The 13946-nt window shown below is 67.8% G+C and carries 13 protein-coding genes; 4 read left to right on the top strand and 9 right to left on the bottom strand.

Features of this window, described 5'->3' with window-relative positions:
• Window positions 1–151: 151 nt before the first annotated feature.
• From JQS43_RS22515 to JQS43_RS22475, 9 genes are all read right to left on the bottom strand, one after another.
• Complete coding sequence (locus tag JQS43_RS22515) at window positions 152–1729, bottom strand: hypothetical protein (protein ID WP_239676358.1); 1578 nt, start codon at window positions 1727–1729, stop codon at window positions 152–154.
• Window positions 1726–2085, bottom strand: coding sequence for a hypothetical protein (locus tag JQS43_RS22510; RefSeq protein WP_239676357.1), 360 nt, complete (start codon window positions 2083–2085; stop codon window positions 1726–1728). Before JQS43_RS22510 ends, JQS43_RS22515 begins: the two co-directional genes overlap by 4 nt.
• 183 nt (window positions 2086–2268) lie before the next feature.
• A complete protein-coding gene (locus JQS43_RS22505) occupies window positions 2269–3150 on the bottom strand; it encodes a helix-turn-helix domain-containing protein (RefSeq protein ID WP_239676356.1) in 882 nt (293 codons plus the stop codon).
• Complete coding sequence (locus JQS43_RS22500; protein WP_239676355.1) at window positions 3134–4057, bottom strand: oxidoreductase; 924 nt, start codon at window positions 4055–4057, stop codon at window positions 3134–3136. Before JQS43_RS22500 ends, JQS43_RS22505 begins: the two co-directional genes overlap by 17 nt.
• Before the next feature lie 310 nt (window positions 4058–4367).
• Entirely contained in the window at window positions 4368–4652 is a 285-nt protein-coding gene (locus JQS43_RS22495) for a hypothetical protein (protein WP_239676354.1), read from the bottom strand.
• Window positions 4653–5145: 493 nt separating this feature from the next.
• Window positions 5146–5511 carry a VOC family protein gene (locus tag JQS43_RS22490; RefSeq protein WP_239676353.1) on the bottom strand — a complete coding sequence of 122 codons (366 nt, stop codon included), beginning with the start codon at window positions 5509–5511 and terminating at the stop codon, window positions 5146–5148.
• Between the two features lie 61 nt (window positions 5512–5572).
• Complete coding sequence (locus JQS43_RS22485) at window positions 5573–6520, bottom strand: sigma-70 family RNA polymerase sigma factor (protein WP_239676352.1); 948 nt, start codon at window positions 6518–6520, stop codon at window positions 5573–5575.
• Complete coding sequence (locus JQS43_RS22480; RefSeq protein WP_239676351.1) at window positions 6517–6798, bottom strand: hypothetical protein; 282 nt, start codon at window positions 6796–6798, stop codon at window positions 6517–6519. Before JQS43_RS22480 ends, JQS43_RS22485 begins: the two co-directional genes overlap by 4 nt.
• Before the next feature lie 372 nt (window positions 6799–7170).
• Entirely contained in the window at window positions 7171–8184 is a 1014-nt protein-coding gene (locus JQS43_RS22475; RefSeq protein ID WP_239676350.1) for a LacI family DNA-binding transcriptional regulator, read from the bottom strand.
• 185 nt (window positions 8185–8369) lie between these two features.
• On the opposite strand from JQS43_RS22475, the gene JQS43_RS22470 reads away from it, so the two are divergent.
• From JQS43_RS22470 to JQS43_RS22455, 4 genes are all read left to right on the top strand, one after another.
• Window positions 8370–9281: a carbohydrate ABC transporter permease gene (locus JQS43_RS22470; protein ID WP_239676349.1), complete on the top strand. Its 912-nt coding sequence runs from the start codon at window positions 8370–8372 to the stop codon at window positions 9279–9281.
• A gap of 16 nt (window positions 9282–9297) precedes the next feature.
• Entirely contained in the window at window positions 9298–10248 is a 951-nt protein-coding gene (locus JQS43_RS22465; protein WP_239676348.1) for a carbohydrate ABC transporter permease, read from the top strand.
• A gap of 53 nt (window positions 10249–10301) precedes the next feature.
• On the top strand, window positions 10302–11651 hold the full coding sequence (locus JQS43_RS22460; protein ID WP_239676347.1) for an ABC transporter substrate-binding protein: 1350 nt from the start codon (window positions 10302–10304) through the stop codon (window positions 11649–11651).
• 104 nt (window positions 11652–11755) lie between these two features.
• Window positions 11756–13912 carry a glycoside hydrolase family 36 protein gene (locus JQS43_RS22455; protein ID WP_239676346.1) on the top strand — a complete coding sequence of 719 codons (2157 nt, stop codon included), beginning with the start codon at window positions 11756–11758 and terminating at the stop codon, window positions 13910–13912.
• The last annotated feature ends 34 nt before the right edge of the window (window positions 13913–13946 follow it).

Genomic DNA, 13946 nt, shown 5'->3' with positions numbered 1-13946 from the left:
CGCACAAGTTGTGGATCTTCGCGGAGAGCTACCCCAACATCTACGGGCCGGTGCCCATCAGCGCGGTGGTCGACGTCATCACAGTCACCCGTGATGCCGCCGGCCGGATGGTTCTGCCCGAGTTCGGACGGAGCTCATCCTGCGCCACCGGTCAGGCGCGCAGCACCATAACCTTGCGCCCGGTCGAGGTTACGGTGCTCTCGAAGCGGATCCGATCGTCGATGGACGGAGCGTCTGGCCGGCGGTCGAAGACGACCAGCGTGCCTTCGTCGAGGTCGAGCCGGCGCAGGTATTCGTCGAGCTGGGTGAGGCCCTCGGCGAGCGGGTCGGGGCGCCCCTTACGCCACACCTTCAGCTCGACCGCCTGCCGCTGCGTCACCCGCCTGCCCTGCTCGTCCTGGTACGGCCACCGGACGAGCAGGTCGATCCGACCCCGGCCGACACCGTACTCCCGGTCGATGAAGCCGCCGCCGTTGACGAGCCGGTGCAGGAAGGCCATGAGTACGAGCTGGGGCGACACCTCGTGGTAGGCCTCCCCGCTGGTCAGGACATCGGCGTGGGCCCGCCAGAAATCGGAGAACTCCCGCAGCAGCTTGTCGAAGTCGAGCCGGCCGTCGGCCCGCACAAAGGTACGAGGCTCGGCGGTGATATTCGCCTCGGTTGCGGTGCCGAGTACCCGGACGATCACCTCCCGATAGATCGGGTTCGCCACCCGTACCGGCATGCCCGGCGCGACCAGCCCCAGATCACGAACGTAGGTCAGGTCGTCGTCGAAGGCCGGGTCGGGGATCAGCGGGTCGCCGGCGATCAACGGGGCGATGATCCGCCGTACCCGCGGCTCGTACAGGCGGGCGACGAGCGAGTCCAGATGGGTGGCTCGGGCGAGGATCAGCCGCTCCTTGGCGGTGTCGATGTGCGCGGCGGTGATCGGCTCGGCGACCGGGACCCTCATCTCGCGAATTACCTCACGGGCCAGGGCGTTGACCAGCCAGGGCTGGCCGGCGGTATACGCCCACGCGCGGACCAGCGCCTCCTTGTGAAACACCTGTCCCGTCTCGGCGGTGTGCTGGGCGTAGAGCGTCCCGAGGTCCGCTTCGGTGAAGTCGGCCAACCGCAGCGACGCCACCTTGACATTGAACGGACTCGCGGTGCCCAGCCGGGCCGGGTCGCCACCGGCCGCCGCTTTGTAGTCACGCACATCCCGTAGCCCGCACAGGACGGCGGTAGTCGGAAAGGCGTCCGGTCGCCGCGCATACCCGTCCCGCAGTTGCCGCAGCACGCTGCGCAGGCTCTCGCCCCGCAAGGAGTCGATCTCATCGAAGAACAGCACTAGTGGTCGGGGACAGGTCCGCGCCCAGGCGGACAGCGCCACGCTGAGCTTCCCCTCCGCGGGAGCGTCGGGCCACGGGTCGGGCGGGCGCAGTTCCGCTGGTAGCGCCGCGGCGCTCTCCCGGATCGCGAGGAGTACGGCGTCCTGCGCACCGAGGTAGTTGTCACCGGCGGGCTCGCCGGTCTCACAGGAGAAGTGCACAGCGGCCCACCTGCCCTCGGCGGTGAGTTGCTGGGCGAGCGCCCGCAGGGTGGTGGTCTTGCCGGTCTGCCGGGGCGCGTGGACGACGAGGTACATCCCCTCTTCCACCAGCTGCCGGGCCTCCGGCAGGCGCGGCTCCGGCGGCAGCATGTAGTGCAGCTCGGGTACGCACGGCCCGGCCGTGTTGAAGTACTTCACAAGCGAACCCTAGCCGGCAACAGCCGCCACAGGGCGGGCGAAACGGGGCCGGCGGTCGGCAACTGCAATGGGGCACGGGTGAGCCCCAGCCCAGCGGGGATCTGCACCAGGACCATCTGGTCCGAGGCGTCCGGGAAGATCAGCCACCGGGTGTCCGACGACTCCCCCTCGGCTTCCCAGGGAAAGCCGAGCTGGCCGGTCTCGCCATTGATGTCGACCTCTGTCTTGGGCGACTCGTCCGGGAGCCGGGACTCGCCCAGGAGCGAGACCGCGAGCCGTTGCCGAGCCGTCCGCAGTGGTGGGCTGAGTGCCCCCGGGCTGGCCGAGCCGAGGGACGGCGAGCGCCACGGCAGCAATGTCGCTACCAGCGGCGAAGATCACGTGACGTCGTGGGGCACCAGCCAGCAGTTCACCGCTCTCCTGTTGCGCCGCCGGATCTGAGCCGGTCAAAGGCTAACCGGGCCGTAGCCGGCCGCCAGAAGATAGTATGTATCCAGCATGGTGGAGGACCCCGCGGTGGTACTGGCTCTCACCCCCCGTCAGCTACTGGCGTGTGGTCTGGCAGGGTCTGCTGCGGGGTGACGGCTGGTCTGAGTCCATCCACCAAGGAAGGCGAGGGCCTGCGCGGAGCGTGAGTTCGGCTCAGCGGTATAGATGAGCAAGGTTTGATCTGCACTGCCGCGAACATCGAGGACCTGAAAGTCCAGGGACAGTTCTCCTGCGGTGGGGTGCAGAAATTCCTTGCGTCCGGTGCGTAGAGCACGAACGCTATGGGCCGACCACCAACGGCGGAAGTCCTCGTCCTTCATAGACAGCTCGCCGATCAGCTGGGCCAGTGCGGGATCCTCCGGGTAACGGCCGGCATCCATCCTGAGATAGGCCACGCACTCCCGCGCGACCTTTTCCCAGTCGCGGTACAGACTGCGAACCCGCTCATCAAGGAACACCAGTCGGATTTGATTGCGATGCTGCGGTGCGAGAGCGCCGAAGTCTGTGAAGAGTGCCGCCCCTAAGGCGTTCCACCCGATGATGTCCATCCGCCGGCCCAGCACCAGGGCGGGTACTCCGGTCAGGCTGTCCAGTAGCACTCTGATGGCGGGGGACACTCGCTGTTCGGCAGGCGGTTTCGATGCCGCGCGTGACGATGCGCCGGTGGCGTCGGTCGCACACCGAAGCAGGTACTCCTCCTCATCAGGACGTAGGTCGAGTGCCTGCGCCAGCGCCCGGAGGATCTCCGGTGAGGCGGACTTCGCTCTGCCTTGTTCCAGGCGCACGATGTAATCCGCGCTGACTCCTGCCAGCATGGCGAGCTCTTCGCGGCGTAGCCCTGGGACGCGGCGGTGACCGCTACTTGGTATGCCGGCGGCCTCAGCGCTCACTTTGGCACGGCATGATCGCAGATAGTCACCTAGCTCGGTCATGGCACCCTCTCTCCTCCGTGGTATTCCACAACGCTCGTACCCTTTGTGCGATTCCCGTTACGGAGGTGATGGGGGAGTCGTCGTGGTCGGTAGAGAGCGCCAGTTCTCGCCAGGTCGCAGATTCAGCCCGCAGCGCAGTGATCTTGGTGTCCAGCTCCTGGAGGCAGTCGCTGCCTAGCTGGGCGCGCACTGGCGGGTTCTCTGCATCGGCCAGGGTCAGGAAAGCTGCGGCGCCCTTGACCGGATCGCCAGGTTGAGCGTGGTTCAGGTTGGGAACGGCTGCGCGCACCGCACCAGCGGTGCTCGCGTAGTCGTCGATCACGGTGCGCTCGGTGTGCAGGCTGCGGTCGTCGAGGAAATCGGTGCGGAAATAGCCCGGTTCAACCACTGTCACGGCGATGCCCAGCCCCGCCAGTTCGGCGTGCATGGCCTCGGAGATCCCTTCGACAGCGAACTTGGTGGAGCAGTAGACCCCGAAGCCTGCCGAGCTGCTGAAACCACCCAGGGAGCTGACGTTGAGGATCCTGCCCGAGCGTTGGGAGCGCATGACCGGCAGCACCGCGCGGGAGACGTTGAGCAGGCCGAAGACGTTGGTGTCGTAGATCATGCGGACCTCGGCGTCGGAAGACTCCTCCACCGCGCCCAGCAGGCCACGCCCAGCGTTGTTGACCAGCACATCGATCGAACCGAAAGCCTCAACCGCAGCAGACACGGCTGTACGGGCCTGGTCCTCGTCGGTGACGTCGAGTGCGACCGAAAACAGGCGGTCGCCGTAGTCCGCCAGGGTCTTCTTCAGTGTTTCAGGATTGCGAGCGGTGGCTACGACGTTATCGCCTCGCTCCAGAGCCTGACGGGCGATCTCCAGGCCGAGTCCCCGCGCGGCACCGGTGATGAACCAGGTGGTCATGAGATTACTCCTTGGATTGAAAGGGCTACGTGTCGCAGTGGCGATCGGCATCCGACCAGAGGGGACATGCGTCCACGGGCTGGCGCCAAGGGTGCGCCCGACTCATCGGTCACTGCCTGTGCCAGGACCAGAGTCGCGCCATGGACCTCCTTGTCCGGCGCTCCGTACCCGGCTCCCATTCCATCCTGGAACGCCGCTGGAAAGTGTTCCAGAGAGGCGATTTCCTAGGCAGATCCTTCCTAGGAACGCTGTTGCCACCCAGCGCCTCGAGGATAAGCGCGAGAGCGCTTAGCGCACCTGCCGAGCATTTTCAGTGGGAGGTGCGGCGGCGGTACGCCCGCTGGCGGCATGCTGGCGAACAGTAGGTGCGGGGTCGACCCGCGTCGGAGCGCTGGGTCGGGGCCCCGCACGATGGACACATTACGTCACGGGTTTCGTAACGGCGCTGGATCAACGACCCGGTCCCGTCCAGTACCCGTTGCAGCCCGAACTCGAACGAGTCGACCGGTTCGTCGTACCCGCCGGCCTGCCACGGTTGCAGCAGGGTGGGGGAACGGTCCAGCCTGGCGTAGAGCCGGTCCGCGATCTTGCGCATGGAGAGGATTCATCCTCGTCAGTGATCTGGTCGCCCAGTCAGCCCCGGACCGGCCTGGGTCTTCTCGTCGCCCAGCATCAGGTCCAGCCGACCCGTCACGACCTGGATCACCTTGGGGGAGCACTACGGAGTCCAGTCTCGACCTGTCCTCGCCGTTGCGGACCGTCCGTCGCTGATCTTGGAGTAGGCGCAGGCGGGGCAGATCCCGCTCCGGTGCCTACGAGAGCTGCTAGCACAAGCGGAGCGGCGGCGCACCGGGTGCCGGCACCGCGCCGGGTAGCCAGTGAGCCTCGTGGCCTGCTTGAACGCCTCGTAGGTCAGGCCCCGGGGCGGCCGAGCCGCCGGCCCGGGACCCTCTCGACCGCTCCGTTTGTGCTAGCAGGTCTCGTAGGCGACGCGGCGAGGTCCCGTAGGCCACGCGGCGAGGTCCCGTAGGCCACGCGGCGAGGTTTCGGTCGATTTGACTAGAAAGGGATGTCGCGTGGTGACCCGATCATCCAAGAAGGGTCTGGGTCAGGTTGACCATGTTGCCGTCGGGGTCGTGGATGTGGGCCACTCGCTGGCCCCATGGCATGTCGGTCGGCGGGCCGAGCACCCGCCCGCCAGCTGCCGCCACCTGGTCCAGCAGCGGGTCTACGTCGTCGACCTCGATGCTCAGCAGGATCCGCGACGGCGTCGACAGGTCGGTGTCGGCCTCGTTGACCAGTCCGAACTCGGAGTCGCCGAGTTTCAGACCGATGAAGAAGACGGGTCCGTCGGCCGGGAAGCGGGTTGTCTGAACGGCGTCGAGCAGCTGCTGGTAAAAGGCGTACAGGCGGTCGAGGTTGGGGGTGCTGATGATGGGCTGGACGGTTGGCACGAAAACTCCCCGTGGGTCGTTCGGATTCGGTCCCAGGGGATACGTCTCAGCGCGCCGGAACTCATCGCTCCGGCGGCGATCCGAACAGCGGCACCAGCCGGTCGGCGTCGAGGTAAGTGACGATACTGGCGATCCGACCGTCAACCACCTCGAGAAGCACGAGTGCGAACGGCCGGTAATCGCCGGCCGGATCCGGGCGCGCCTGCCAGAACGCCGGCGATCCGTTCGCCGCCACCGGCCACAGCTGCGCCCCCGCGCAGGAGCCCTCCGGGTCCAGCAAGGCCACCCGGATCTCGTCTCTGCCACGGAGCCACCACGCGAACGGCGGCATCGACATAGTGGCGTCCTCGTGCAACAGCGACACGAGCGTGGCGACGTCATGGCGTTCGAACGCGGCGCAGTAGCGGTCGAGCAGATCTTGGTGGGCCGGGTCGGCCGGTCGCCACGTCCCGCTGGGCGTGGGCCCGTTCGTCTGCAGCGTCGCCCGTGCCCGCTGCAGCGCGCTGTTCACCGCCGCGACAGTGGTCTCAAGCAGCCGCGCGACCTCCGCTGCGGTCCAGCAGAACACGTCGCGCAGGATCAGTACGGCGCGTTGCCGGGGCGGCAGGTGTTGGAGCGCGGCGACGAACGCCAACCGGATCGTCTCGCGTTGGACGGTCAACTCCTCCGGGTTGTCGGTCGCCGGCAGGGCCCGGTCGTCGGGGATCGGATGAATCCACCGCTGGTCCGCCACCGGCGGGCCGATGGCAGCGCCGGCGTGAACCGCCGGGCCCAGGTCCATGGCCAGGGCCCGGCGTTGCGCGCTGCGGAGCAGGTCGAGGCAGACGTTCGTCGCGATCCGGTACAGCCAGGTCCGCAGCGACGCCCTCGTCTCGTCGTAACGGTCGTACGACCGCCACGCCCGCATCAGGGTCTCCTGCACCGCGTCCTCGGCCTCGAAGCCGGAGCCGAGCATCCGGTAGCAGTAGCCGGTGAGCTCCGTCCGGAACCGTTCCAGCTCGGCGCTCATGGATTTTGCCACGCACGGAACACGTGACGATGGACCGCCTTGAGGCCGACGAACACCGCTGCTTTCTTCAAGCAACGGAACCTGCCACGGATACCGATTTGGGTGGTTCTGCTCAACAACGTCGCAGTCCCACCGTCCAGGGATGCCAGCTGAAACTCGTCGCTCACCCGGTCAACACAGCGGGCGAACGCCAGATCGGTGTGTTCCATATGGAACGCCAGCCGGGTCGGCGGTGTCCACTCCGTTATCCGCTGCTGGATGGATCCCTGCTCAGACACACACTCTCGGGACGCCCCTGCCTGCCCTACGTCCTCCGGGAGCCGGCACTCCACCGGCCTTGGTGCACCGAGGCGGAAGACTGGGCATCGTGACTTCACCGTGACGCGCGAATCACAAAGCAACGGCCAGACGCTCTCCAACGGCCGCGCCAGAATGGTCTGCGTTCGAACGAACATGTTCAACACGGTAGCTGGGGCGCATGGTTGGTGGGAGCCTCCTCACCGCTGGGACGAAGGCAGCATCCCGCCGCAACGCCTCCGGCAGCAGCGCCGAACCGTCGATGCCCACCGGGAGCCCCGCCGATACGCCGATCCCACCTCCTGGTACCTGCAGCCGTGGCCCCAGCTGCGGACCCAACCTCGGCCAGGTCGTCACCGCACGGGTGGCGGGCCGCTGCTCTCCCGGATCACCAGCTGTGGCGTACTGGATGAGTTCTGGGTCGGGTGGTCTTCGCCGATGATGCTGGCCACGAGCCCGAACGCGCGGCGCCCGAGGTCGATGAAGTCTTGCTGGATGGTGGTGAGGGCGGGGCGCCACAGCTCGCCCAGCGGGTGGCCGTCGAACCCGACGACGCTGATGTCCTCCGGCACCCGCCGGCCGCACTCGTGGAGTGCGCGCAGCAGCCCGATCGCGAGTTCGTCGTTGCCGCAGAGCACCGCGGTGACATCGGGTCGGCGCCCGAGCTCCAGCCCGATCTCATAAGCCCGGCGCGGATCCCAGCCCGCCTCCAACAGCGGCGGCACCTCGGCACCGGCCGCCTCCAACGCTTTGCGCCAGCCCGCAGCACGGCCACCCCGTCGACCGGCCTGCGGCACCGCGATGTGATGGACCGTGCGGTGGCCGAGCTCGAGCAGGTAGTTGGTGGCGGTCATGGCCGCAGCGCTGTCGTCGAGCACGGCGTGCGGGATGCCGGAGCCGCGGCTGCCGGCGACCGCCACCACCGGTACTCCCGGCGGCAGGGCGCGGACGGTGGCGATGCCAGCCGGGTCGAACTTGAGCACGATGACGCCGGCGATCGGGTTGGCGAGCGCCAGGTCGATCGTCTTCCGGACGGTGTCGGGGTGTTCCGACTCCACCACGGTGATCATCACGATGTAGCCGGCGAGCCGCGCCGCCTCTTCGATCCCCTGGATGGTGCGGGCGTACCCGTAGCGAGTGGTCGCTCCCGCGAGCACCGCGATCACCGACTGGTGGCCCTTGATCAACGCGCGGGCGGCGCCGTTGGGCCGGTAGCCGAGGGTCTGGATCGCCTGGAGCACGCGTTCCCGTCGTTCGGTGCTGACCGGCACCGAACCGGTCAACACCCGGGACACGGTCGGGACCGAGACGCCAGCCAGTTTGGCCACGTCAGTAATGGCGGGCGAACGGCCGACGGGTTTGCGCATTTCAGTGACATCCTAGCCGGCCGGAGGTAAGTGACGACTCCGAGCGGACCGCCGGCCGACGCTCCGCTCGGTTTCCCGTTCATTGCGGCTGGATCACGAATGGTTGACAGGATCTCTGAAAACCTTATCATCGGCTACACCGTGAGTTGTCACACAGGCCACTCGGTCCCCGGGAGGGCGGTCAGATGAGAGAGCGCTGGCAGCGGTTGCGCCAGCACCAGGGCGCGGTGGCATCGCTGTTCCTGCTTCCCGCCGGGTTCGGCTTCGCCATCTTCTACCTGTGGCCGTCGCTGCGGGCGCTGTACATGAGCTTCACCGACTACAGCCTGTTGCGGGGCGAGGGCGAGCTGGTCGGGCTGCAGAACTACGAAGATATGATCGCCGATCCGTTGTTCTGGCAGTCGATGCGGGTGACCGGCCTTTATGTCCTGATCAACATCGTGGTGCAGACGATCCTGGCGCTGCTGATCGCGGTCATGATGGACCGGCTCACCCGCTCGGTCATCATCCGCGGGATCCTGGTGCTGCCATGGCTGATCCCGCAGGTCGTGGTCGGGCTCCTGTGGCTATGGATGCTGGACCCGCGGCTCGGGGTGGTCAACCACCTGCTCAACGTCGTCGGTATCGGAAGCCAGGGTTTCCTGGGTTCCCCAGATCAGGTGGTGCCGTCGTTGGCCGGGATCAATACCTGGCGCTTCGTCGGCTACACCGCGCTGCTGCTCTTCGCCGGGCTGCAGATGATTCCCAAGCACCTGTACGAGTCGGCGGCGCTGGACGGAGCCGGCGAGATCCGGATGTTCTTCCGGGTGACGCTGCCGCTGCTGCGGCCGGTGCTGGCGTTGGTGCTGGTGCTGTCGGTGGTCGGCTCGTTCCAGGTCTTCGACCTGGTCCAGGTCGCCACCGGCGGGATCGGCGGGCAGCCGGGCGGGCCGGCGGACTCGAGCCTGGTGATCTATGTATACATCTTCCGGCAGGCGTTCAACTTCAACAACGCCGGCTACGCCGCCGCCATGTCCGCGGTGCTCGCCGTCCTGCTGGCGCTGGTCACAGTCCTCATCATGCGGGGCCTGCGCGGCTCCCGGTCGGATCTGGCGTAGTGGGAGGTAGGTGACGATGTCGTCGACGACCAAGACCTCGCCCGTGCGGCCGGGCGCTTCGAAGGCTGGTGGTGAGGCCGGCCGACTGCTGGCGCGGCTGCGGCTGTCGCGGGGATTCGCCTGGCTGGTCCTCTTCGTGATCATCCTGGTCACGCTGTTCCCGTTCTTCTGGATCCTGCGGACCGCGCTGACCACCAACTCGTCGCTGTTCACCGGCGACCAGTCGATGCTGCCGCCGGAGCCCACCCTGGTGAACTTCCGGCGGGTGTTGGGTCTGGCTACTGACGAAGAGGTACGCGCCGCCGGTGGCTCCGGGGCCGAGCTGCGGTTCTGGCTGTACCTACGGAATTCGGTGGTCTTCTCGACACTCGTGACCGTCGGCCAGGTGACCAGCTGCGCGATGGCCGCCTACGCCTTCGCGCGGTTGAAGTGGCGGGGTCGGGACGCGGTCTTCTACGTGTTCCTCTCCTCGTTGATGGTGCCGCCGGTCTTCATCCTGATCCCCAACTTCATACTGTTGAGCGACCTCGATCTGCTCGACACCTTCGCGGGCCTGGTGGCGCCGTTCATCTTCATGACCCCGTTCATGGTCTTCTTCCTGCGCCAGTTCTTCCTGGGGATCAGCAGTGAGCTGGAGGAGGCGGCGAGGCTCGACGGCGCCGGCCACGTGCGGATCTTCGCTCGGATTTGCGTACCGGTGATGGCGGCTCCGCTCACCACAGCCGCCATCCTCGCGTACGTGATCGCCTGGAATGAGTTCATGTGGCCGTTGGTGGCCGGCAACGATCCGAGCGTGCGGGTGCTCACCGTCGGCCTGTCGGTGTTCCGGTCGGGGCAGCCACAGGCGGCACCGGACTGGAGCGGGCTGATGGCCGCTACCGTCCTCGGCGCGCTCCCGGTGATCCTGCTCTTCCTGCTGATGGGGCGACGGATTGTCGACTCGATCCAGTTCACCGGCATCAAGTAACCAACCACTAAGGATAGACAGGTAACGACACCCCCAACCCAGAGGAGCTAACGATGCAGTTACGGAGGGCACGGCCAGCGGTCGCGCCGTTATGCACAGCCGCGCTGGTGCTGACGGCCGCCTGCGGCGGCGGCAGCGGCAGCGACGACGACGTCACCCTGGCCTATTGGCTGTGGGACGATCGGCAGATCGCGCAGTATCAGCAGTGTGCCGACGATTTCACGGCGGAGACCGGGGTCGAGGTAGATATCAGTCAGTATGGTTGGGAAGACTACTGGAGCAACTTGAACACCCAGTTCGCCGCCCGGCGGGCACCGGACGTGTTCACCAATCATCTGGCGTTCTACCCCCAGTTCGTGGCGAACGAGGTGATCCTGCCGATCGACGAGTACATCGAGCAGGACGAAGTGGACCTCGGGCAGTACTTCCCCGGTCTGGCCGACCTGTGGGTCGGGCAGGACGACCAGCGGTACGGGCTACCGAAAGACTGGGACACGATCGCCTACGGGTACAACGCGGAGTACCTGGAAGACGCCGGGTTGACCGAGGACGACCTGTGGAACGCCACCTGGGATCCGAGCGACGGCGGGACCTTCGAAGAGATCATCGCCAGCTTGTCGGTGGACGTGAACGGGGTGCGGGGCAACGAGCCCGGCTTCGACGCCGACAACGTGGCCGTCTTCGGCCTGAGCTTCGACAATCCCTCGAATTCGGCGTCCGGCCAGACCAGCTGGGGCAACTTCGCGCACAGCCTCGGCTTCGAACTCCTCGCCGACGGGAACCCGTGGGGGACCGACTACCAGTTCGACGACCCCAGGCTGGCGGAGACCCTGGACTGGTTCGGCCGGATGATCGAGGCGGGGTATGTGACCCCGCTCAGCGACCTGCAGGGCGTCGGTTATGTCTCGCTCTTCGAGGCGGGGGACGTGGCGTTGGCGATCAACGGTTCCTGGGCGATCGGCAGTCTGACTGGGATCGATGGGATCGAGGTCGGGTTCGCCCCGCTGCCGGAAGGTCCGCAGGGTCGCTGGAGTATCTACAACGGAATCGCCGACTCGATCGCGGTGAACACCGATCATCCAGACGAGGCGTGGCAGTGGGTCAAGCACCTGGGATCGGTGGAGTGCCAGAACATCGTCGGAGAGCACGCGGTGGTCTTCCCGGCGATCCCGGAGTCGTTGGAGATCGCGGAGGAGGTGCGGGCGGACGCCGGGCTCGACGTGAGCGCGTACACGACCTATCTGGAGGAGGAGGCGACCTTCCTCCACCCGGTGACCACCAACTTCGACCAGGTGACCCAGGCGGTCGGGTCGGCGGTCGACGAGATCCTGCTCGGGTCCCGGCCGGCGGCCGAGGCGCTCCAGGAGGCCCAGGAACAGGTCGATTCGATCATGGGTAGATAGCTAGGCCCGGGGGCCGGCCGCGCTCAGCGCCGGCCTCCGGGGCAACCTGAAAACCTTATCAGCGCTTCGTGTCGGAAGCGCCCGTCGATCTGCGAGGAGCATGTGTGAGCACGACCAGCCATCGGGACCACCACCTGTGGTGGGGACACTCCGCGTTGACGGTTACCATCGCCGTCGCCCCTGACGCGCCACCGAGCATGGTGGACGTGACGGTCGTCGCCGGCGACCCCACCGACCAGGATGGTCAGCCGATCGCCGGGGTCATCGCGGCGGGACACGGCCGGTCGTGGTCGGGTGCCCGCTCCACCGGCACCGCGATCGGCCAGCGGCTGCGCTACCAGGGTCACGAGGAGAGCGTCGAAGCGGGCTGGCAACGGCTCCGGGTGGACGCCGCTGACCCGGAGACCGGGTTGCGGGTGGAGATCTGGCTCCGGACCCGGGACGGCCTGGCGGCCTTCCAAACCTGGACCGTGGTGCACAACCGCGGCGCCGGCCCGATCTCGCTGCGGTCGGTCAGCTCGGTCACCGCCGGTCTGCCGCTACCGCCGGGCGGGATCGACGACCTCCACCTCCATTGGGCGCAGAGCGGTTGGTTGGCGGAGAACCGGTGGCGCAACGACCCGGTGCGCGAGCTAAACCTGCCGGACCTGGACCACCCCCGGCACGGCTACCGCTCCCGCGGCTGCATCGCGGTCACCAGCACCGGTTCCTGGTCGACCAAACAGGTGCTGCCGACCGGAGTGCTGGAGCATCGGCCCACCGGCCGCTCCTGGTGCTGGCAGGTCGAGCACAACGGCGGCTGGCGATGGGAGGTCGGCGAGGTTCGCGGTGGTGCGTACCTCACCGCCACCGGCCCCAACGACCCGGACCACCAGTGGCGGCAGGTGCTCGACCCGGACCACAGCTTCACCACGGTCCCGGTGGCGATCGCCGTCTCCGACGCCGGTTGGGAGGGCGCGGTCGCGGCGATGACCCACTACCGCCGCCAGATCGTCCGGCCGCATCCGCAGCGGGAGACCCTGCCGGTGGTCTTCAACGACTACATGAACACGCTGATGGGCGAGCCCACCAGTGAAGCCTTGGAGCCGCTGATCGCCGCCGCCGGCCGGGCCGGCGCCGAGTATTTCTGCATCGACGCTGGCTGGTTCGACGACACCAGGTCCGCGCAGTGGCATGAGCACATGGGAGATTGGCAGCCGTCCAGCAGCCGGTTCGCCGAAGGGCTCGGGGCGGTGATCGACCGGATCCGGACCGCCGGGATGGTTCCCGGCCTGTGGCTCGAGCCCGAGGTCGTCGGGGTGCAGAGCCAGGCGGCCCGGGAGCTGCCGGTCGACGCCTTCTTCCAGCGCGACGGGGAGCGGGTGGTCGAGGACGGCCGGTACCACCTGGATCTGCGGCACCCAGCGGCGATGGCCCACCTCGACCAGACCGTCGACCGGCTAGTTGCCGACTTCGGCGTCGGCTACTTCAAGCTCGACTACAACATCGATTCAGGCGCCGGGACCGACGTGGCCGCCGCCAGCCCCGGCGACGGCCTGCTCGGGCACGGCCGGGCGCTGCTGCGCTGGCTGGAGGGCGTGCTCGACCGCCATCCGCAGGTGGTCATCGAGAGCTGTGCCTCCGGCGCGATGCGGATGGACTACGGGATGCTCTCCCGGACCCAGCTGCAGTCCACCAGCGACCAACAGAACCCGCTTCGGTACCCGCCGATCGCCGTCGCCGCGCCGATGGCGGTGCTGCCGGAACAGGCGGCGAACTGGGCCTATCCGCAGCCGGGGATGTCGCTGGAGGAGATCGCCTTCTGCCTGGTGACCGGTGCCGCCGGCCGGCTCTATCTCTCCGGGCACCTGGACCAGATGACGGCCGAGCAGCTGCGGCTGGTCGCCGACGGAGTAGCCGCGTACCGGGACATCCGGGGGGAGCTGGCGCGGGCGGTGCCCAGCTGGCCGCTCGGACTACCCGGTTGGCGGGACCCGTGGGTCGGGTTGGCGCTGCGGCCACCCGCCGGCACCGCGGCGCCGACCTATCTGGCGCTCTGGCGCCGCCCCGGCGCCAGCAGCAAGGTGACCCTGCGGCTGCCGCACCTACGGGGCGTAGATGTGCAGGCCGCCGTCCGCTACCCCCAGGACTTGCCGGCGTGGCAGACCACATGGGAGGCCGGCCCCGGCCTGCTGACGGTCGCCAGCGACGGCACCACCCCGGCGGCGCGCCTCTACCGGCTCGCCGCCGACGTCGACCAGCCGAGGGGAGGTGGCAGCTGACCCCGGTCATGACGACCGGGACCAACCCCGAAAC

It is taken from the genome of Natronosporangium hydrolyticum, assembly GCF_016925615.1.
Taxonomy (GTDB): Bacteria; Actinomycetota; Actinomycetes; order Mycobacteriales; family Micromonosporaceae; genus Natronosporangium; species Natronosporangium hydrolyticum.
This window is presented reverse-complemented; position numbering and strand designations above follow the sequence as displayed.

Excerpts from the sequence above, each read along its gene's own strand:
- JQS43_RS22500 (WP_239676355.1), bottom strand. The coding sequence starts at position 4,057 with ATGACCACCTGGTTCATCACCGGTGCCGCGCGGGGACTCGGCCTGGAG.
- JQS43_RS22475 (WP_239676350.1), bottom strand. The coding sequence starts at position 8,184 with ATGCGCAAACCCGTCGGCCGTTCGCCCGCCATTACTGACGTGGCCAAA.
- JQS43_RS22495 (WP_239676354.1), bottom strand. The coding sequence starts at position 4,652 with ATGCGCAAGATCGCGGACCGGCTCTACGCCAGGCTGGACCGTTCCCCC.
- JQS43_RS22470 (WP_239676349.1), top strand. The coding sequence starts at position 8,370 with ATGAGAGAGCGCTGGCAGCGGTTGCGCCAGCACCAGGGCGCGGTGGCA.
- JQS43_RS22485 (WP_239676352.1), bottom strand. The coding sequence starts at position 6,520 with ATGAGCGCCGAGCTGGAACGGTTCCGGACGGAGCTCACCGGCTACTGC.
- JQS43_RS22505 (WP_239676356.1), bottom strand. The coding sequence starts at position 3,150 with ATGACCGAGCTAGGTGACTATCTGCGATCATGCCGTGCCAAAGTGAGC.
- JQS43_RS22460 (WP_239676347.1), top strand. The coding sequence starts at position 10,302 with ATGCAGTTACGGAGGGCACGGCCAGCGGTCGCGCCGTTATGCACAGCC.
- JQS43_RS22465 (WP_239676348.1), top strand. The coding sequence starts at position 9,298 with ATGTCGTCGACGACCAAGACCTCGCCCGTGCGGCCGGGCGCTTCGAAG.